Source organism: Clostridium massiliamazoniense (assembly GCF_001403635.1).
GTDB lineage: Bacteria > Bacillota > Clostridia > Clostridiales > Clostridiaceae > Sarcina > Sarcina massiliamazoniense.
This window is the reverse complement of record NZ_LN879467.1, coordinates 483,018-503,329: the sequence shown is the minus strand read 5'-3', so window position 1 is coordinate 503,329 and position 20,312 is coordinate 483,018. Positions and strand designations below refer to the sequence as shown.

Here is a 20,312-nt window from a genome sequence, read left to right as displayed (position 1 = left end):
CAAAAAAAAGATATAAAAGTAGAAAATTAAATCTACCTTTATATCTAATTTATTATATATTTTAATTTCTAAGTATTTTATCTTTTTGTTCTTCCTTACTTACATCAATTTCTCCAGACATTTTAAATGCTTGTTTAGCTAAAAATACCGCTATAATTTCATTTATAACAGCTGCAGCTGCAATAGTTCCTTGTATCATTACAGCATACTCTGGTTCAAATGGAAGTAATGTATCAACTGCAATTCCTGTAAATATAAGAGATACACCTGAATGAGGTAAGAGAGATAATCCTAGATATTTACACACCTTAGGATCAGCTTTTACTAACTTACCACCTGTATAAGCCCCTGCTATCTTACCAATTCCACGAGCTACTATATATATAACAGTAAGTAATCCAGCGCCAAATATTAAATTATAATCTAATGGAGCTCCTAAGTTTATTACCATTACAACTAGACCTATTCCTATTATAGGATTAACAACTTCCATTATCTCATCTAATCTTTCTTTTTCAACTTTATTTACAATAATCGCAAAAAAAGATATACCAGACAATAATAAATTTATTGATAGTATATTATCATTTACATATCTTCCTATAATTACGGTAAGGGCTATAAGAAATGTAAGCTTTAATAAAATTTCTAATTTAAATTTTTTATTAAATGAATTTTCATTTTCTATCTTATTTAAATCATCTACTTCTTTAGTTTTTTTATTTTTTAATATTTTAGCTCCTATAACTCCTGTAAGTGCTCCAATAGCCAATGGTAATATTATCATCATTAATATAGAAAGAATATTTACTGATTCTCCAGTCATTGCTCCTGAAACTCCACCTATAACTAAGAAAAATACAATTAATGCTAACACATCATCTAATGCAGCAAGTGGTATTAAAGTTTTTGAAACTGGACCTTTAGCATTATACTCTTTAACTATTGATAACGATGGTGCTGGTGCTGTTGCTAATGCAATTGCTCCAAATATTAAAGCTATAGATATTGGAATATCTGCAAATATTAAAAATGCTACTGTAACAACTATAAACGCTGCCATTCCTTCAAAAAAACATATAGTTAATATTTGTTTTCCTGATTTCTTAAGCTCTCCTACTATTAACTCAGCACCAATTAGCATTCCTACTAAAACTTCTCCAACATTACTTATAACATGAAACCAACCAGTATCTAATATGCTACCATTCAGCCAATTTAATGCATGTGGACCTATTATCATACCTGTTAATAACCAACCAAGTATAGATGGTAGATTGAGCTTTGAAACTAATTTTCCAACCATTAATGCCATAACTGTAAATATAGCTAGTAATATGATTCCTTTAATCATTTAAATTAACCTCCCCATATTCCTTATTACTATTAAATAATTATCCTATGTTTTGCTATATAAATTTTCTATTTTTCTTTAGTTATAACATCAATAAGATATAATGACTTACCTCTCTAGATTTTATCACTTTTCTTTTGGATTTTATATGATATTCTTACATTTTTCACATTTTTTACATTTTTCATTATATATTTATATATCCACTGTATTTCCTCTTGCACCTCACCATAAATTACTTACTTTTCATTCCTAATATTATAATGTTCTTTTATCTCATAACTAGGGGCTGTAATACTTCTATCTTCCATAAGTAAGAGATAAATAGCTTCACCCTCCACTAAGCATTGAGGTAGAGTCAGAACTCCACCTGAACTAAGTCTACGTTTATATAAAATATACGCAATATAAGGGAGTTGCACTTCTCGTGCAACTCCCCACTATGTTTTATATTTTATAATTTAATATTACATTATTAATATATTAAACATAACAAAGAAATATGACTAATTTAAATTTAAAAATTCCTATATTAGTTATTTAAACTCTAAAAAACTCTCATCTATTCTTCCTATAAAAGGACTTATTTTTGTGTTATACTCTGTACCTTGATAATTTTTCCCCTTATTTGGATAAGTTAAAATTAATCTCTTTTTAGCTCTTGTTATTGCAACATAAAAAAGCTTTCCTTCTTCATCTAAATCACCATTATATAATGGAAACTTTCCATCTGTAAGCCCTGCTACTATTACCGTATTATATTCAAGCCCCTTTGCTTGATGAACTGTTATTATAGGTATTCTTGGCTTTTTTTGTGTACTTGAGAGGATTTCTTCAATTTCTCCTCCTGATAATGCTGTAAGTTCCACCGATGAAATTAGAGCATCTCTTGGACACTTATCCTTCTCATCTAAAGTTTCAAGCACTTTATAGAAGTTTTTTATTCTTCTAAAACGTTCTTCTCTTTCATGAACAGGATACTTATTTATAATATCAAAGTACTTTTGTACTTCCAAAATCATTTCATAAGGTCTTATTTCATAGGATTTTTCACAAAGAATTCTATACTTCTCTCTGAATTCTCCAAATTTTTTGTATAAATCGGCTACAAGTTTCATTCTCTCAAATGTTGTTGGTCTTATTTTATCTTCAATAGCCATAATTAATAACTCTGTTGTAGCTTTTATATCATCCAATGCATTATGACTTGGTTTATGATTAGTTTTAAATCTTTCACTTAAATACTCAAGCTTATAATTTGATTCCATTGGATAAAATCTTCTATAAATATCTAAGGTATCATAAAAGCCCTTAAACAAAGGTTCTCCTATATTGTATCTACTAAGTTCACTTCTAAAAATATTTATATCATATTGTACATTGTGACCAACTACTATCTTCCCCCTAGTATACTCTATAAATTCCTTTAAAACATCTTCCTTATTAAGTCCATGTTCTTCTAAATATTCATCAGTAAATCCATGAACCTTAGCTGATGCTCCAACAGACTTATTAGGTTTTATAAATCTTTCATAGGTATCTATAACATTACCTTTATTATCAATTTTTACTGCTGCTATTTGAATTATCTCATCATTTGTAACATCAGTTCCTGTGCTTTCAACATCAAAAATGACTATATTACCTTCTGAGGACTCCTTATCATAGGCATTTAAAAGATTAGTATAAAACTCTCCACTAGCAGTATAGTCACTTATAAAATCTGAAAGCTTTACCCTTGCTAACCTAAACTCCCTTGTTTCCATTTTTTCAAGAATTCTTTTTCCTATTCCTGTATTTAGCCTCTTTAGAATTCTCTCTAGACTCACAGTATCATAGGGATTTGTAAGTATTTTAAACATAGCCGTAATATCTTTTATTTCAGCTCTTCTAAAAAATTTATATTCATCAACTAATATAAATTCAAAATCTTCATTTTTACTAAGTCTACTTAAAACTTTACTTATTTCCTTATTATAACTATTCATCCTTGTAAGTACACAAACCTTACTTAAATCTTCACCTTTTAAAGCTAATTCTTTAAAAGTCTTTAATATACCTATTGCTTCCCCTTCAAAATTTTCATAAGCTATTACAGAAATCTTTTCTCCACTTTCATCATTATAAGAAGTAATTCCATCTTTATATACTTCAGATACTTTGCTTTTAAATACATTCCCTAAAAAATTCATACTAGCATCAGTTAAAGTTTTTGTAGCTCTATAATTTTTATCAAAGGCTATTTCAAGAGGGCTACATTCTTTTCTAAAAGCTTCAAATATTTTCTCTGGTTCAGATCCTCTCCACTTATAAATAGTTTGAAATATATCACCACATAATAAAACATTTTTGTTTTTATCATTCTTAAATAGTTTCTCTATAATTTCATAATCTGTCATACTAGTATCTTGAACTTCATCTATATTTATAAATTTATATTTTTCTCTATAATAATTAACGATATCCTCGTTTTTAAAAAGTAACTTAGTGAAAGTAATTAAGTCATTAAAATCTAAGGCCTTATCACTTCTAAGTTGCTTATTATAAAATGAAATATAAAGTGCACCATTAGTTAACATATAATTCATAAGTTTTATATTTACAGAACCATTATCTTTAAAACAATCTACAACTAAATTCTTAAAATTTGGTTGTGATAAATTATTTATACAAACCTTATAATCATGACTTTCATCATCACTTAAAAATCCCCATTTAAGTCTATAATCCTTTACAAGATTTATAAATTTATGCATCATAGCTATATTTATAAAAGCCCTATCATATCCACTTTGTTGAATGGTGGCAATTTTTCTAACTGCCTCTCTTCCATCTTCTTCATCAAAAACAACAAAGTCAGTTGAAATATCTGTATTATTTTTAGCATTATTTCTAATAACCTCAAGACAAAAACTATGAAAAGTTTTAATTGTACATTTAGTACTTCCATCAAGTCTATTTTCTATTCTTTCTTTCATTTCCTTTGCAGCCTTATTAGTAAAGGTTATACAAAGTATTTCTTCTTCCTTTGCTAAATTTCTTTCTATTATATTAAAAACTCTCTCAGATAAAACTTTAGTTTTTCCTGTCCCAGCTGGAGCTGCCAAAAAAATATTTTTATCTAAAGTATTCGTAACAATAAGTTGTTTTTCATTAAGATTCATTTTATTCACAACTCCTATTCTTATCTTCTACATCACTCATAAAAATTTACCTAATAAACTAGTATCTATAATACTTCAACTATCTATAGGTTGAAGATAAACAGGCACACATCCATAGATAATATCTCTTTTAATTGTCATTTTTAATCCAAGTAATTTTCATTCTTGTTGTTTCTTTATCATTACTAGTATCAATAAATTTATATATTGCTTCATATCCGTCTTCTTTTTCTATTAATTGTGCTTGGATTTTTATTGAATCTTCTGTTTGTACTTCTCTCTCAAATTTTACCTCTATTGATTGGACTTTGTAAGAATCTGAAATTTCATTTGAAAATATATTCATAGCCCACTCAACATATTTTGTATTATTAACATGCTTATTCCTATCTTTATCTGTATGTCTTATTTCAAACTCATGTTCTGTTGTAATCTCATTTATATCAGCTACTTTTACCCTATTTGGTTTTGGATATTTTTTTCTTTCAACTCCATATAAATCAAAATACTCATCTGGGACTTTTAACATTTTTCTATTTTTTATATCAAAAGTTAGACCTAAAGCTTCAGCTTCAAAAAGTTCTTCTCCTTTTGAATTATAACCATAATATTTTCTTATAGCATAAAACTTTTCCATAAGTTCAACATAAGTTTTCACTGTAACTATCTCTCTATAAGTTGGATACTTATTTATTTTTAAACTATAATCTACAAAAATTAGACTTCTTCCATTTTTCATCTCTTCAAAAAAATCTAACCCTCCAGCCTCAGCATGTGCTAATGCTATGTCTGTTAAGTATGAAATCATAGTTGTTATTTTACATCTTCCCTCCTCATTTATATCCTTAAATACTATTTCATAGTTTTTTTCACAATAATTTTTTCCTTTGTACATGAATTTACACCTACTTTTGTAAAGATTAGATACCTATTCTATAAAGTTCAAATCAATGATAAATATTTAACATTAATATAAAAAAAATAAAACTTAGTAATAAGTACATTTATATTATACAAAGTTTTTAGCTTTTTTACATAATTTATTCACTAATTTTTTTAAAATTATGCAATTTAAGAATTTTTCTGATAAAATAGTATACTATAATAAAAATTTCACAACAACTATATATATTTTATAGTAAGTTACTAATTTGTAAGTAAGCCACACTAAAGTACCTTATTTACTCCGTTCACATAAGGGAGTATTATATAAATTGAGACTTAATTCAGGTAGCTTTAAAGATTTCTCTGAATTTTAGTCAAAATTATCTAGGAATCTGTATCTGTTTATCTTAAGCTTATAGAAATTTAAACTTACAGATACTAATTATCAGTAAAAAAGAGGACTATATGAAGATTATAAATGTATTTCACTAATTAGAGAAATATATTTATAAAAATTTTGTTACTCTTTTTGATTTAGTTTTATTTTTTATAAAAATAACTCTAACCTATTAAATGACTATAAATTGATGGATGGTGATTTTTTTAATGACAAAAATAGATTTTTCACAATTAACAGGTGAAATAATAACTAAAGATAATCCTTTATATAAAAATGCTACACTTTCATGGAATAGAGCTATAGAAAAATTTCCTACAGCTATTATTTATTGTTCAAATAAAAATGATATTATCAATGCAATAAAATTCGTAAGAGAAAATAACTTAGAATTCAGAATTAGATCTGGTTGTCATCATTATGAAGGATTCTCAACAGGAGATAATTTAATAGTAATAGATGTAAGTAAAATGAATGCTATTTCTTTAGATAAAAATAGCAATACTGCCACTATAGAAGCTGGTGCTAGAAATAGAGAAGTTTATGAAGCAATTTGTTCAGAAGGCTATGCTTTTCCTGGAGGGGGTTGTCCTACTGTTGGGGCTGTAGGCTTCACCCTTGGCGGTGGCTGGGGCTATTCTGCAAGATATCTAGGGCTTGGTTCTGATAATCTTTTAGAAGCTGAAGTAGTAGACTACAATGGTAATAGTGTAATTGCTAATGAAAAAGAAAATTCTGATTTATTTTGGGCATTAAAAGGTGCTGGTGCTGGTAATTTTGGAGTAGTAACTAAACTTACCTTTAAACTTTCCCACAAAATAGAAAATGCAACATTAATTCATATAGATTACTTTAACACAACTCTTGAAGAAAAAGTTAAAGTATTTCTTACATGGCAAAAGCATTTTAAAACTATAGATAATAGATTTAACTGTAAATTAAGTACATATAACTCCTTAGAAAAAGGAAGTGGCTCACATATTACTGGAATTTTTTATGGTACTTCAGAAGAAGCAAAAGAAATTCTTAAACCATTTTTAAATATACTTGAAAATGTAGAATCTGAATTTATATATCAATCTGTATTACAAATAAATAGGGATATCCAAGATGCCCATCCTGACTATGAAAGCTATAAATCAACTGGTAGATTTATAACTAGAGATTATACAGAAGAAGAAATTAAAAATCTTCTATCAATTTTAGAAGAAAGACCTAAAGGTTCAATTTATACAGCCCTTTCTCTATATGGACTAGGAGGAAATGTAAAATCAACTCCTAAAGACTCTGCTTCATTTTATTATAGAAATGCAGATGCTATATTAGGACTTCAATCAGTTTGGGAAGAAAGAGAATTTGCTGAAATAAATAAAGAATGGGTTGTAGATAAATTCACTAATTATACTAAACCAATAACAGCTGGTTCTTTCATAGCTTTTCCTATAAAAGAATTAGATAATTATAAGAAAGAATATTATGGTGAAAGTCTTCCTAAACTAGAGGAAATCAAGAAGAAATATGACCCTATAAATTTATTTAATTTTGAACAATCACTATAATTTTTGAAAGTATTATATTAAACAATAGGACCCTCTCTAAATGTGGATTTTTCCACTTTGAGATAGTCCTATTTTTTCTTTTTACTTATCAAAATTGAAAAAGTATCTTCCCTTTTTCTCTGTTGATTTTCCATAGTCAATTGCTCTTGTAGGACAACAATGTAAACAAGCTAAACATTGGCAGCAATTGTTTCCCCAAACTGGCTTTCCATCAACTTTTATATTTTTTGTATTACATATACTTTCACACTTTTTACAACTAATACATTTATCTGAAACTTTAAATTTACTTGCATCTATAGCAAATTTATTAAATACAGGATTTATTATTTTAGTAAGAACCTTTGGAAAAGCCCCTTTTTTTACCTGAAAAACACTACTCCTAGACTCAACTACCTTCCTAATTTCTTCTATTGTTTTATTTGCTTCTTTAACTTTCTTATTTTGTATATCATTGCTATCAATATCACCCATTATTATATAATTATTTGGCATAGCTATAGAGAATCCACTATTTAATCTATAGTTATTTTTTTCTAAAGCCCTTGATAATACACCCATAGCATCTCCTATATTTTCACCACAGGTTGCTACTGTATAAATATAATTTTTATTATAATTGTTTAATTTTAATTTCTTTACAAAGTCTAAAACAGGCTTTGGTGGTGCCCAAGCATATATTGGGTAAACAATAGCAACAGTCTCATTTTCCTTTAATTCATATTCACAATTATCCTTTCTATTAATGATCTCTTCTGCTATGGAAATTAATTTATCACCATTAAATTCACTTAATTTTGTGGCTATATACTTTGAATTTCCTGTACCTGAGAAATAAAATATCATAAATACCCCTCCTAATTTTAATTTACCTGATAACTAGAAACTATAATGCTTCTATATTTTTTCGCTATATTTCTTTATATAGATTTATTCTATCTTAAGATATTCTTAACTTCAAACAATTAAAATAAACTAAGTTCAAACTATACTTTTAATATTTATTCTTCTTAATCATATTAATTCACTATTTCCATAAAAAAAAATATAATAAACTATATTTATATTTTAGAAGGTGCTTATAGTGAAAGAAGATCCTAAATATTCTATTACTTATGCTGCCACTGGTCTTGGTTTTGGTTTGGCCATAGGAATTGTTTTAAATAAAATTCTTGTGGGGCTTTGTTCTGGAGTAGTCCTTGGAACAATAATAGATTTAGTTACTTATAATAAAAAAAAGAAAAATTCTTAGTTTAAATTTTAAAAATTTATATTAAAATTAAACTGATTTTGCTTCTAGTATTCATCTAATAACTAATATTTTTAACACTCCAATTTTATATAAATTAAAAATAATAAAGTATAATTCTTTAATTAATTCCCACTAAAATTTTACCTGAATTAACTCTCAATTTTTATACAAATAAATATATACAAGCTTTAATGAACAGTCTATTTCCAAATATAAAATAGACTGTTCATTCTTATATCAACTTAAATAATTATGTTTACATTTTCGTATACGTAAACGTAAATATTTTCGTAATCAATTTCGTTAATGTAATTATATTTATTTATAATTGTAAAATTGAACTTTTCAAAAAAGTTGTCCTATAATATAAACTTTTAATTATTTTTGAATTCTAATAAGATCTATAACTTTAAGTCTTCTTATTTCTAGAAGTGGTATTATTGAAATTAATATAGTAAGTATTATCATCAAAGATAAATTAGCTAACAAAAAACTTAGTTTAAAATTTATTGTGCCAATTACTAAGTATATAAACCAAAAGGAAATAGTGGTACTGAAATGTATTAATAATAAGTGTTGCTAATAAAATTTTCTAAACTTCATATACTAGAATAAATCTTATTTCTAAATATTAATCCTAAAAAATTCTTAAAATTATCTTAATTTTTTATGTAAAAAACAATATTATGAACTCAATTCATCTGAAGACTAGTGTCTGTAATACTCCAATCTTCTAGTAAATAGACCTATGCTTATAAATAATGCTCACTAAAATTTAGCTGAATTCAGAACTCTATGTAGATTAAATCTTAGCTTATAAAAGTTGCATTGATTTATTGCAACATTTATATTATTATTAAATTAAGATATAACATAATTGGACTATTATTCCATAATCCAATTTACTTAACTTATTTTCAAAGAAAACTCATTTCAGATAATGATTTAAGAAAAAAGAGAAATCAGTTGAAGAGAACTGAATTAACTTAGCTTAAAAACTATCTCTCATTATAAACATATTCCTAAAAATGATTATGATAGTTAAAAAGTTTTTTAAAGGATTATCTGATAAACTAAGATTTAAAAATCAAAAAATCCAACCTATTGCTTTTAATCATATCAATAGCTTGGACTCCAAAATAATATAATGATCTTGAAAAAAGTATATTTTAAAAAATTTTATATTTGAAAATAAGACATATTATATCTAAAATTTTTTAGATGAAAGAAAATTCTCTATAAAAATAGAAATAAAAAATTACAAATAGTTAGGAGAAACACAAATGAATAAAGAAGAATTATTAAGCTTATTGGAAAATATGAAAATAGAGCTTGAAGCTTGTACCCCAGCAGAATACTTTCTTTCAGTACACAATGTGAAAGAGATGAGTGAAGAAATTAATGCCTTAGATGATGTAATGAATACTGTAGAAAAAGACAATTCAGATATAATGACTTATATAGATGAAAAATTAAAAGCAGTAAATTCAAATAATCTATCTGATGGTTATATTATGATGTTAAAAGATATTAAAGCAGAAATAGAAAAGCATATTAACTTCAAAGAAACTCATAAAAGAAAATAAATTAAAACTTTATTTTTAAGATTTTTATTACCTTATTCACTTATTATATATAAAAGGCAGCTTCCTTTATGGAAGTCTGCCTTTTTATTTAACTCAAAATTTATTTTGAAATAACTATAATTCGCTAATATTTAATAGCTGATATAATCAGCCTCCTCCCTGTAGACAGCTTCCATTAAAGTCAAACTTCTACCTAAGTTAAACCCTAGCTTATCTGGTATTAACACATCTCTCATTTCATTTATATAATTGTTTACATCATTGTATACACAAACGTTTACACAATAAGAAACTTTATAGAAAAATTTAAAAAATTTTAAATCAAAAATGTTTCACGTGAAACATTTTTATACTAAATTCGACTTTTCTATAGGTTAAACTAATTTATCTAATAGCTTAGTTGTAACACTGATGTTGTCTACAAATAGAAGATAAATAACTTTATACTACTAGATGGATTACTAAAATTCAGATAGAGTCAAAACTCTATCTAAAATCTTAATTAAAGTTTATTTATAACTTAGGACTTAATTCAAAATAACAGTTTTTTTGGTTAAAATAACCCCGAGGAGAGTCATTACAATTCCTATAGTTAAATCTAAAACTGCATTTATTAATAAGTTTTCAGTTCCTCCATTGGCTATAAAAAATATTACTTGCCCTAAAAAGAAGCTAAAAGAAACCATACTTATAAATATTACAGTCAATACAATTACTCCATATTTTAATCCCTTGCAAAAATTATAAAAACTGCTTAATAGAAAACCCAGTCCAATAGCTGTAAAATGTATAATTGAAATTAATATAATTGCCTTCCAGCTTTCTAAATAAGTTCCATTCTTTAAGTATTCCCCGTAATTTATATCAACTACCATAGGTGCATTGATATATATATTAGTAATTCTATTTATTATTACATCTAAAATTGCAGTCCCAACAGATAATAATGTTAAAAATATTGTTGTTCCCTTTATATATTCAACCCTTGAAACATTAAATCCATAAGTGAGTTTAATACTATTATTAGAACTTTCTATAGCTATTATAAAAAGTAAAAGACTAGTGAAAACATCTAATCCAGAAAATTCAAAGTTAGCTCCATAAACTTCACTTACAACTATAAAAATTATTCCAAAACCTATAAACAAAGCATAATAAAACAATATATCATTTGCTGAATACTTTAAATTATACTTTAAAACACTTTTCCACCTCATAAATTATCCCTCAACCTTTATTTTCTTTATGATTTTAAAATTAAACATAGTAAATATAATTCCTATAACTCTAGGTGAATATGAAACTATTCTTTTGACTTCAGTAGGAAATAAAATTACTACTAAATTTAATCCAATAAAACTTACTACTATTAATGCTGTAGTCAAAATTCTACCTAAATTATTAGATCTATAATATAATGCTACAAAAAATATTCCTAAAGTTATAGATAAAAAACTTATTAATAAAAACCAAAGAAAATTTATAACTATATTTACCCTTATAGGTTCTCCCCAATAAACTAATGTATCTAATAAACTTGGGGAATAACTAAATAAATTCACTAAACCATATAATATTAAATTTATAAATGCTCCAATCACAGCAATTATAATATTGAACTGCATATTAGCTGTTAAATATTTTTTCCTAGATAAATTAAATCCTTGACTTAATTTAAAACTTTCAATAAAAGTAATAGCTCCATAAGAAAATAAAAACACTATAGTGGTTGATTCTATTCCATCAATCTGAAAATATTCTTTTCCTACCATAGAAATACTTATCTGCCTAAAGACTATAAGCCCTAAGATTATAAAAAAATAAGCTACTAATGGAAGTTTCATTGACTCTATTTTGTATTTTAAAAATACCTTTTCTCTCATTAAAATCTTCCTCCATTTTCAGTTATAGCTACAAACAGTTTTTGAAGTTTTAGCTTTCCTAGCTCAAAGTCATATTCTCTTATTTCTCTCTTAAGGTCTTCGTTTAATTCTCCTATAATCGTAGCTGTCTTAATAGAAGCAAATTCTGATACTTCAATACAATTTTTATTTTTTATAAATTCGTCTATTTTTCTTCCTATTCCTGAAACTGTATAAGCACTATCTATAAGTTCCCCTATTTCCTTATTAACAATAACTTTCTTGTCATGTATTATTACTACATTTTCTATTATGTCTTCTATTTCTTCTATAATATGTGTAGAAATTATGATAGTCTTAGGGTTATTTATATAATTATTCATTAATTCCTTGTAAAAAAGCTCCCTATGATTCGCATCAAGTCCTAGAATTGGTTCATCTAACATTATTACTTCTGCCTCTGTTGCTAAAGCCACTATAATTTTACATATTGATTTATATCCAGTAGACAAGCTTTTAAACTTCTTCTTTATATTTAAATCAAATTTTTCACTTAATTTTAAAGCATATTCCATGTCAAAATTCTTATAAAATTCCTTCGTCCATTTAAATATATCTTTAACTTTAATATTTTCAGGATAGAGGTTTTGCTCCTTACTCAAATACATTCTTTGTAACATTCTATCATTCTCGTAAATCTCCTCACCATCAAGTAATATTTCTCCTGAATCCCTAAAAATCCTATTATTTATTAAGTTTAAAAGTGTAGTTTTACCAGCTCCATTTCTTCCTAATAATCCATATATTTTATTTTCTTCAAAGAAAATATCTATATTATCAAGAACTACAGTTTTTCCATAACTCTTTTTTAAATTCTTTATTTCTAAATTACTCATTCCTATTACCCCTTATTTTTTAACTTATACCAATTACTTATTTTCATACTTTGATATCATAGCTATTATTTCATTTCCTGATATATTAAGTTTTTTTGCTTCTTCCATGAGCTTTAATATATATTCTTTATAAAAATCATCTCGTCTTCTTTCCATAAGAATTTCTCTAGCCCCTTCTACAACAAACATACCCATCCCCCTTTTTTTATAAATAATCCCTTCTTCAACTAAAATGTTAAATCCCTTTCTTACAGTAGCTGGGTTAATTTTGTAATTTAATGATATTTCATTAGTTGATGGAATTTGTTCCTCATCCTTAAACATTCCACTTAAAATAGCATCTTTAATTGCATCTGCTATTTGAAAATATATTGGAATATCATCCCTTATATTTAAAAGCAAGATTACACCTCCTTAGTTAATCAGTTAGTTACTTATATAACTAACTATAGTACCATAATGATATAATGTAAATATTTTACTGTTAATTTGATAAAAAAACTTTTCGACATTTTTTCATATTTGATCTTGAATGGCTTTAAATAGCCATTTAAACTTGCTATAACATATATTTTTTTCTATTGACTAATATAAAATAAATACATAGATATTTAACTAATTAGCTAAATATCTATTTAATAAAAAGGAGCTAATTTAATGAGTAGAGTTTTTAAAGCCTTAAGTGATGAAACAAGAAGAGAAATTTTAAAACTTTTAAATACAAAAGATATGAATGCTGGTGAAATTGCTAATCATTTTAGTATGAGTAAACCATCAATTTCTAAACATTTGGATATATTGAGAGAAGCAGAGTTAATAACCTCAGAGAAAAAAGGACAATTTGTGATTTACTCAATTAACACCTCTGTCCTCCAAGAAGCTTTAAGTAATTTTTTAAGTTTATTTAGCTAAAATCTATTAAAATTTTAAAAAGGGGTATTAAAAATGAAAAAACTTGATTTTACCAAAATAGTGTTTTTAGTTTCTTCTATTCTAATCTTATTAATTGGAATATTGATTCCTAAAGGAGAAGTAAGTAGTTCTGTAATTGCTTTTTTAGCAATCATTTCACTAATACTATTTGATATTAAAGCTAGTAAAATACTAAATCTTTCAAAAGATAACCCAAAAATTAAAACAGTAAGATTAATAAATAACTTTACCATAGGAAGTGTACTTATAATTTCTTTATTCATTAATATAAAATCTATTAATGGTTCTTTACCAGAAAGCATTGAAATAATCTTAGTAGCTCTATTTATATTATTCTTTGGAAATTTATCTCCTAAAATTCCCTTTAACAGATATATGGGTCTTAGATTACCTTGGACAATTAGAGATGAAGATACTTTTAGAATAGCTCATAGATTACTTGGTTATCTATCAGTTCCATGTGGAATACTAATGTTATTATGTGCTTACTTTAATAATACTAATCTAGCTTTAATATTCTTTTTTTCTTGGATTCTAATTCCTTCATTACATTCATTAAATTTTTATAATAAAAAAATGAAAAAATTTAAAATCTAATCTTAATAGAAAGTAGTTAATTAGCTACTTTCTATTATTATATATACATTTATGTTTACATGTATGTAAATGCTTTTGTTTGTGATTACATTTACACTCGTGTTTACATTTGTTTTCCTACATTATTGGCTAATATTTGTAATTTTCAATATTTATAAATTATAGATAATCAAATTATAAAATGGTTCAAATGATTAGAAATTTTTTAAACAAGAAAAGATTGTATTAATAATAAAAACTTTATTGTGCAAAACAATATATTTTATAATTATAGTAAGATATATAATTATAAAGATATACAACCAATATTTATATATTGAGTCTAAATTAAAAGGAATGCTTTCAAAGAAATCATAGAGAATTAATTGATAAGCATGCATCAGAAGGTTGGAGATATGTAAATACAATAGCTTCTTTATTACATAGAAATAATAGGAAATATAAAACTTTTGACTTAATATTTGAAAAAAAGTGACGATGAACAAGCTTAAAATATTTCGATTTAAAAGGATGCCCATATGGACATCCTTTTTGTTATACCTATTTACACATCATTATAAAACAAAATCATTCATAATTAATATGAAACATAGCCATAAAATTTAAAATTCATCATAAGAAAACAAAAATGTAAACATTAATAATTACATTTTTGTTTTTTGTTTACGTTTATGATTTTGTTTGTGTATATATAGTTATTTGTAATATCATCTTATCCTTTATATATAGTCAAATTTTCATCTTTCTTATCCTAAAAAATGATCTTCTTTATAGTAAAATTTTTTTATTTAATAACTAGAGATTTTCAATTTACTATAATAAACGTAGACTTATCTGTAAAGAAAATATAAGTAAGTTTAGAGACTGTTATTCACTTTAAACATAGACTTAATTCAAATAGGACTTTGACTCCATCTGAATAGGTAGTGCTCCTTATCTAGAAGAGTAAAGTGGATAATATCCTATTTATAGAAGATAGAAGTATTACAGAGCTCCTATCTATAAACTGAAAAGACCATCTCTAAATAGGAATACTTTTAGAGATGGTCCTAGATTTCTTTATCTTCCTTTGTCATTTTCCAAAAATATCCTTCAACCTCTATTAAATTTTTATTCTCACACCCAATGAAAGTTCCAATAGTAATAACTACTGTAGCCAATATAACTCCTAATTTTCTCATTGCTATAAACCCCTCAACAAAATTAATTGTGCTTTTGTAAACATTTTTGTATACGTAAACACAATTATTTCTACTTTTTATACCTATTCCTTTTCTATTTCTGAAGTGAACTCCAATGCTCCATTATTATCTACTTTACTTATAATAACTTCTAAATTATATTTGTCATTATTTTTAACATTTTTCTTTATTACATATTTTAAACCTTCATTTATAAATATTTTTAAATCTACAGGTCTACCTAAATTTACTGTTGCAATAGGGACTTGTTTTCTCTCATTTGGTTTAATTTTTTTTATTGCTGGTGCTTTATATTTACATCCATCATAAATTATATTTATCCTTTCAATAACCTCATTAGTTTTATTTTTAACCTTAACAATTATTACTGGAAGGTATCCTGTAAATAACATAATATATCTCTCCTTTAAAATTATTATATAAATATCAATGTTTACATTTTTGTTTGTGTTTGCATTTACTTATGTGTAAATATCTTATTTGTTCTGTACTTATCTATATGAAGTAACCATTTATTCCTCTTACAATTAATTTAAATAAACGTAGACTTAATTCAAGTGGAGTTTTAACTCCCTCTGAATGCTTAGTATTCCTTATCTAGAAACGTGAAGCTGTTTATCTCCTATTTATAGAAGATAGGAGTATTACAGTTTCTAGCTATGAAATAAATTTCATATTTGCACTTTTACAAGGAAGTCTTATATCAACTATTCTCCAAGTAAATACTTCTTTAATATAATTTTTATACTTATTATTGCTCCTATTGATATTAAAAAAAGTAAAATTATATAAATTCCTAAAGTATAGTCATCCCTAAAAATATATATAGGTGAGATAAAAAAAGAAAAACCCCATATTAAAAAAACTAATCCTAATTTTTCACCTAAAACTTTTTTACTTTCTTTTAATTTTAGAATTTTTTTACTATAACTATAATAAAAAAAATTATTATTTATAGCTACATCATAAGCTCTATAGAAAAATATTATTGCTAGAAATACATTAATAAATAAAAGTACTATTTTATCTGTATTCATTTAAATTCTTCCTTTAAAACTTCATATTTACTTTGTGTCATCAAAGCATCTTCTTCCAAATTATAGAATTTAATTACATAAGTCCATCTTCCATAAGGGTATATTTCCTTTATTTTATTTTTATTCACTATATAAGATTTATGAACTCTTAGAAAATCATTATGATCCATTTTTATCTCTAAATCATTTAAGGTCATTGATGTTTTGTGCTTTTCATCATTAGTATAGATTACTGTTTCTCCATTTTCACGACTAATAAATACAATATCCTTCTTGTTTATAATCTTATTAGATTCTTTATTTTTTATCATTATTTTCTCTGAATATCTCTCTTTTTTATAGAAATATTCATCATATTCTTTTTTAAATTTATCTAAAGTTCTAAATACTCTATCTACTCTAAAGGGTTTTAATAAATAATCATAGGCATAAACTTCAAAAGCTGATCCCATATATTCTCCATGTGCTGTAGCAAATATTACCTTTATATTTTGCTTTATAGCCATTAGACTTTTAGCTGTATCAACTCCATTTAAATCTCCCATCTCTACATCTAAAAATACTAAATCAATATTCTTATCTATAATTATTTCTAATGCTTTTTCTCCACTTTCAGCTTCATCAACAATCTCAAAGCCATCAACTTTATTTATTATTTTTCTTAAGAGAACTCTCATTCCTGGCTCATCATCAACTATTAATACCTTTATCATTTAATATCCTCCAAATTAATATTTTTGCTCTTCTAAAGTTGCATTTGGAATAACTAGCTCTATAATATTACCATTATAGTATCCATACCTTATACGACCTCCCAGTGAGTTTAATGTATTTCTACAGTACTTGAATCCATATCCTTTTCTAATACTTTCTTTGTAAGCTCTTGTTAACTTTATAATATTCATTTCATTTTTAATAGATTTAGGTAATTCTCTTCCATTGTCATGAAACCTTATTATAAAACTATTATCTTTTTCATCAATTCTACTATCAATATTTATTCTCCCTGGCTCGCTTGAACTTAATGAAAGATATGAATTCTCTAAACATTCTTTAAACATAGAACATAAATCTATTTCTGGAATTATAATTTCCTTTAAGGCGTTATTTATATTTATCCTAAATTCTATATTTCGCTCCTTAGCCTTAGTTATTTCACCTAGTATAAAGGCATCTAATCTACCTATTCCACTTTTTATTCCTCTTTTCATTTCAGCTATATCTTCAAATAAAGGTGATATATATTTTCTAGCTTCATCAAATTCACCAAGCTCTATTAATCCATTAAGTATTTGTATATGATTCAAAGCCTCGTGCCTTTGTCCCCTTAATCTGCTATTTAAAATTTCTAAATTTTTTATATTATCCCTAAGTTCTTTTTCTCTAGATAACAAAACTGCTTTATAAAATCCTATTACTGATATAACACCATTAAATGCTATAAAAAAAACTATTACAAGGAGGCTAATTCCTGTAATCGTATTATTCTTAATAGAAAAAATTAATAGAATCAAAAAAGCTATATTAACAATCAAAGTACCTTTAGCTAATCTCACAATTTAATCCCCTCCTTTAATTAATTAAATAATACTGCGCTCCTAAGCTTTCTTTAAGACATATCCCCTAAAAAATACATTTAATCAACTTAATTGTCTTAAATATAGGCTAAAACTTAATTCAGATAGAGTTTTATCTCTATCTGAATTTTAGTGCTCCTTATCTAGAGATATATATTTGTACCTCTAGCTTTTGAAAACTTTGAGCATTACGGGTACTAATCATTAACTAAACAAATTATATCTTTACTTGTCCTATTTCTATGTAAAAGTATCTTTTCAAAAAATTAATAATCATAGCCCTTAATTCTTTAATGGTAATTCAATAATAAACTTCAAAAAATTATTTTCATTACTAAGTCTAACCGTCCCCTTATAACTATCAACTATAGATTTTACTATATATAAACCCATTCCATCGCCATCTTGTCCCTTAGTGGTAAAGCCCTTACAAAAAATTTTTGATATTACAGAAGATGAAATATATCCAACTGAATTTTCCACAATAATTTTTAAATTTTCTTTGTTTTCTATGTATAAATTAATATTTTTTTGTTCATAATCTTTATTGTAATAGATAGCATTATCTAATAAATTCCCTATAATAGAGCATATATCTGATGTCTTAATATTACTTTTACTATCTAATTTATCTATAATATTGTAATTAATATTTATATTATAACTTTTTGCAATGAAGTATTTAGAATTTAAAAGACTATTTAATGCTATTAATCCAGTGTTAACATCTATAAAATTGTATTTTTCATTAAGTTCTTTTTTATTATTTTTGGACAAGTCCTTCATATACATATTAATTAATCTTTGATATTGATTATTTTCCTTAATTAAATTATGATTATGGCTTTCTAATCTATTAATATCATTAAATAAGCTAGAGAAATGCTTTTCCTTCTCTCCCTTGGAGAATATAAAATAACTACATAATGTTATAATTAACCAAATTATAATATCACTTATTCTAAGTTTATAAAGATCTTCATTATATTCTATTAATATAACTCTAAGAAATAAGATTATATTAGATACAATAGGTAATATAATTAATGTTTTTTTCATTAAAATCTAAATCCTTTTTAAAAATAAATATACAATATCAAGAAAATTATATCATATAATGTAAAATTTCCTTAAAAACTAATTTTTAATTTTTCCTTAAATTTTAAATGGAATAAAATAGCTGCTATTTGAGTCCCCTATAAACAATTCTACTTATACTTTATTTACGTTTAGAAGTAGAAGCCTTCTTGCAATTTTTTGAGTGAAATTAGTCTAAAAATATGATAATATTCCTCTTTAACTTGAAGTAACACATCAATTAAATTTATTAGTCATTTAGCAATATTATATGTAAATGATTATGTAAACGTAAATGTTTATATATGTATACAAATCTTCTTATGATTAATAAATTATACTTAAATATAATAATATAAATTTTTAATATTAAGTGTAATTCAGTGAAAATATATGTGTAAGTCCATGATATTATTTTAATAATAATTATTGATTTTCAAACAGTATATTTAATAAATAAATATACTTAAAATTATTCAAATATTGTAATCATAATTGTTTACATAATTGTTTATTGCTAATTTATTATATATTTTTATATTTTTAATACTAATTTTCTATAATTTTCAAATTTTAGATATCAAATTTATTTCTTTAATATTATTATCACTAAATTACACATCAGTATTACTTCAATGCTTATTATCACTAAATTACACAGATATTAATTATAATTACATTTACATTTATGTAAACATTTATGTTTTAAAATTTGTTTAATATAACTAAAAGTAATATTTATAATAATATTTTCTTTTTTTAAATTTCTATAAAAGGAATAACTTTTCTTTTAAATAATTATTTTATTGTATTTTTGATTACATATGTGTAAACATAAACGTAAGTACTTACATTTGTAGTTTTGCATTACTTATAAAAATATAAATTTCAAATTATGTTTACATAATAGATTACATTTTCTTAAACAAATTTG

19 protein-coding genes and 1 pseudogene are annotated in these 20,312 nt (G+C 24.9%); 6 read left to right on the top strand and 14 right to left on the bottom strand.

Going from position 1 to position 20,312, the window contains the following annotated elements:
• Positions 1–61 precede the first annotated feature (61 nt).
• The 3 genes from ARA19_RS06200 to ARA19_RS06185 form a co-directional block, all read right to left on the bottom strand.
• Positions 62–1,354: a cation:proton antiporter gene (locus ARA19_RS06200; RefSeq protein ID WP_055070102.1), complete on the bottom strand. Its 1,293-nt coding sequence runs from the start codon at positions 1,352–1,354 to the stop codon at positions 62–64.
• 536 nt (positions 1,355–1,890) lie between these two features.
• Positions 1,891–4,518: a 3'-5' exonuclease gene (locus ARA19_RS06190; protein WP_055070100.1), complete on the bottom strand. Its 2,628-nt coding sequence runs from the start codon at positions 4,516–4,518 to the stop codon at positions 1,891–1,893.
• Between the two features lie 130 nt (positions 4,519–4,648).
• Positions 4,649–5,413, bottom strand: coding sequence for an acyl-[acyl-carrier-protein] thioesterase (locus ARA19_RS06185; RefSeq protein WP_055070099.1), 765 nt, complete (start codon positions 5,411–5,413; stop codon positions 4,649–4,651).
• A gap of 596 nt (positions 5,414–6,009) precedes the next feature.
• Between ARA19_RS06185 and ARA19_RS06180 the strand changes: the two genes are divergently transcribed.
• Positions 6,010–7,359, top strand: coding sequence for an FAD-binding oxidoreductase (locus ARA19_RS06180; protein ID WP_055070098.1), 1,350 nt, complete (start codon positions 6,010–6,012; stop codon positions 7,357–7,359).
• 81 nt (positions 7,360–7,440) lie between these two features.
• On the opposite strand, the gene ARA19_RS06175 is transcribed toward ARA19_RS06180, so the two are convergent.
• The gene (locus tag ARA19_RS06175; protein WP_055070097.1) at positions 7,441–8,205 is read right to left on the bottom strand and encodes an EFR1 family ferrodoxin; all 765 of its coding nucleotides are present in this window, start codon (positions 8,203–8,205) and stop codon (positions 7,441–7,443) included.
• Positions 8,206–8,443: 238 nt separating this feature from the next.
• Here ARA19_RS06175 and ARA19_RS17530 point away from each other — a divergent pair, with 238 nt between their 5' ends.
• Complete coding sequence (locus ARA19_RS17530; protein WP_157452234.1) at positions 8,444–8,611, top strand: hypothetical protein; 168 nt, start codon at positions 8,444–8,446, stop codon at positions 8,609–8,611.
• Between the two features lie 1,283 nt (positions 8,612–9,894).
• Positions 9,895–10,197: a hypothetical protein gene (locus ARA19_RS06170; RefSeq protein WP_055070096.1), complete on the top strand. Its 303-nt coding sequence runs from the start codon at positions 9,895–9,897 to the stop codon at positions 10,195–10,197.
• 527 nt (positions 10,198–10,724) lie between these two features.
• Here ARA19_RS06170 and ARA19_RS06165 read toward each other — a convergent pair.
• The 4 genes from ARA19_RS06165 to ARA19_RS06150 are packed head-to-tail and all read right to left on the bottom strand — an operon-like array spanning position 10,725 to position 13,357.
• Positions 10,725–11,414: a hypothetical protein gene (locus ARA19_RS06165; RefSeq protein WP_055070095.1), complete on the bottom strand. Its 690-nt coding sequence runs from the start codon at positions 11,412–11,414 to the stop codon at positions 10,725–10,727.
• Between the two features lie 3 nt (positions 11,415–11,417).
• Positions 11,418–12,080, bottom strand: a complete 663-nt coding sequence (locus tag ARA19_RS06160) for a hypothetical protein (protein WP_055070094.1) — start codon at positions 12,078–12,080, stop codon at positions 11,418–11,420.
• On the bottom strand, positions 12,080–12,955 hold the full coding sequence (locus ARA19_RS06155) for an ATP-binding cassette domain-containing protein (protein WP_055070093.1): 876 nt from the start codon (positions 12,953–12,955) through the stop codon (positions 12,080–12,082). Before ARA19_RS06155 ends, ARA19_RS06160 begins: the two co-directional genes overlap by 1 nt.
• A 33-nt stretch (positions 12,956–12,988) precedes the next feature.
• Positions 12,989–13,357: a GntR family transcriptional regulator gene (locus tag ARA19_RS06150; protein WP_055070092.1), complete on the bottom strand. Its 369-nt coding sequence runs from the start codon at positions 13,355–13,357 to the stop codon at positions 12,989–12,991.
• 255 nt (positions 13,358–13,612) lie between these two features.
• Between ARA19_RS06150 and ARA19_RS06145 the strand changes: the two genes are divergently transcribed.
• The 3 genes and pseudogenes from ARA19_RS06145 to ARA19_RS18310 all read left to right on the top strand — a co-directional run.
• Positions 13,613–13,867, top strand: coding sequence for an autorepressor SdpR family transcription factor (locus ARA19_RS06145; RefSeq protein WP_055070091.1), 255 nt, complete (start codon positions 13,613–13,615; stop codon positions 13,865–13,867).
• A gap of 33 nt (positions 13,868–13,900) precedes the next feature.
• Positions 13,901–14,485, top strand: coding sequence for an SdpI family protein (locus ARA19_RS06140; protein ID WP_055070090.1), 585 nt, complete (start codon positions 13,901–13,903; stop codon positions 14,483–14,485).
• A gap of 361 nt (positions 14,486–14,846) precedes the next feature.
• Positions 14,847–14,960: pseudogene (locus ARA19_RS18310) on the top strand (DUF4177 domain-containing protein); the annotation flags it as partial.
• Positions 14,961–15,534: 574 nt separating this feature from the next.
• On the opposite strand, the gene ARA19_RS18115 reads toward ARA19_RS18310, so the two are convergent.
• From ARA19_RS18115 to ARA19_RS06115, 6 genes are all read right to left on the bottom strand, one after another.
• Complete coding sequence (locus ARA19_RS18115; RefSeq protein WP_278321674.1) at positions 15,535–15,666, bottom strand: hypothetical protein; 132 nt, start codon at positions 15,664–15,666, stop codon at positions 15,535–15,537.
• Positions 15,667–15,749: 83 nt separating this feature from the next.
• Entirely contained in the window at positions 15,750–16,079 is a 330-nt protein-coding gene (locus ARA19_RS06135) for a hypothetical protein (protein ID WP_055070089.1), read from the bottom strand.
• Between the two features lie 315 nt (positions 16,080–16,394).
• Complete coding sequence (locus tag ARA19_RS06130; protein WP_055070088.1) at positions 16,395–16,724, bottom strand: hypothetical protein; 330 nt, start codon at positions 16,722–16,724, stop codon at positions 16,395–16,397.
• Entirely contained in the window at positions 16,721–17,437 is a 717-nt protein-coding gene (locus ARA19_RS06125) for a LytR/AlgR family response regulator transcription factor (protein ID WP_055070087.1), read from the bottom strand. The genes ARA19_RS06130 and ARA19_RS06125 overlap by 4 nt, the downstream gene beginning before the upstream one ends.
• A gap of 15 nt (positions 17,438–17,452) precedes the next feature.
• A complete protein-coding gene (locus ARA19_RS06120; RefSeq protein ID WP_055070086.1) occupies positions 17,453–18,280 on the bottom strand; it encodes a sensor histidine kinase in 828 nt (275 codons plus the stop codon).
• Between the two features lie 303 nt (positions 18,281–18,583).
• The gene (locus tag ARA19_RS06115) at positions 18,584–19,360 is read right to left on the bottom strand and encodes a sensor histidine kinase (protein WP_055070085.1); all 777 of its coding nucleotides are present in this window, start codon (positions 19,358–19,360) and stop codon (positions 18,584–18,586) included.
• Positions 19,361–20,312 lie beyond the last annotated feature (952 nt).

What these genes read in the sequence shown, in the direction of transcription:
- ARA19_RS06200 (WP_055070102.1), bottom strand. Translation starts at nt 1,354, where the DNA reads ATGATTAAAGGAATCATATTACTAGCTATATTTACAGTTATGGCATTA.
- ARA19_RS06190 (WP_055070100.1), bottom strand. Translation starts at nt 4,518, where the DNA reads ATGAATCTTAATGAAAAACAACTTATTGTTACGAATACTTTAGATAAA.
- ARA19_RS06185 (WP_055070099.1), bottom strand. Translation starts at nt 5,413, where the DNA reads ATGTACAAAGGAAAAAATTATTGTGAAAAAAACTATGAAATAGTATTT.
- ARA19_RS06180 (WP_055070098.1), top strand. Translation starts at nt 6,010, where the DNA reads ATGACAAAAATAGATTTTTCACAATTAACAGGTGAAATAATAACTAAA.
- ARA19_RS06175 (WP_055070097.1), bottom strand. Translation starts at nt 8,205, where the DNA reads ATGATATTTTATTTCTCAGGTACAGGAAATTCAAAGTATATAGCCACA.
- ARA19_RS06170 (WP_055070096.1), top strand. Translation starts at nt 9,895, where the DNA reads ATGAATAAAGAAGAATTATTAAGCTTATTGGAAAATATGAAAATAGAG.
- ARA19_RS06165 (WP_055070095.1), bottom strand. Translation starts at nt 11,414, where the DNA reads ATGAGGTGGAAAAGTGTTTTAAAGTATAATTTAAAGTATTCAGCAAAT.
- ARA19_RS06160 (WP_055070094.1), bottom strand. Translation starts at nt 12,080, where the DNA reads ATGAGAGAAAAGGTATTTTTAAAATACAAAATAGAGTCAATGAAACTT.
- ARA19_RS06155 (WP_055070093.1), bottom strand. Translation starts at nt 12,955, where the DNA reads ATGAGTAATTTAGAAATAAAGAATTTAAAAAAGAGTTATGGAAAAACT.
- ARA19_RS06145 (WP_055070091.1), top strand. Translation starts at nt 13,613, where the DNA reads ATGAGTAGAGTTTTTAAAGCCTTAAGTGATGAAACAAGAAGAGAAATT.
- ARA19_RS06140 (WP_055070090.1), top strand. Translation starts at nt 13,901, where the DNA reads ATGAAAAAACTTGATTTTACCAAAATAGTGTTTTTAGTTTCTTCTATT.
- ARA19_RS18115 (WP_278321674.1), bottom strand. Translation starts at nt 15,666, where the DNA reads ATGAGAAAATTAGGAGTTATATTGGCTACAGTAGTTATTACTATTGGA.
- ARA19_RS06135 (WP_055070089.1), bottom strand. Translation starts at nt 16,079, where the DNA reads ATGTTATTTACAGGATACCTTCCAGTAATAATTGTTAAGGTTAAAAAT.
- ARA19_RS06130 (WP_055070088.1), bottom strand. Translation starts at nt 16,724, where the DNA reads ATGAATACAGATAAAATAGTACTTTTATTTATTAATGTATTTCTAGCA.
- ARA19_RS06125 (WP_055070087.1), bottom strand. Translation starts at nt 17,437, where the DNA reads ATGATAAAGGTATTAATAGTTGATGATGAGCCAGGAATGAGAGTTCTC.
- ARA19_RS06115 (WP_055070085.1), bottom strand. Translation starts at nt 19,360, where the DNA reads ATGAAAAAAACATTAATTATATTACCTATTGTATCTAATATAATCTTA.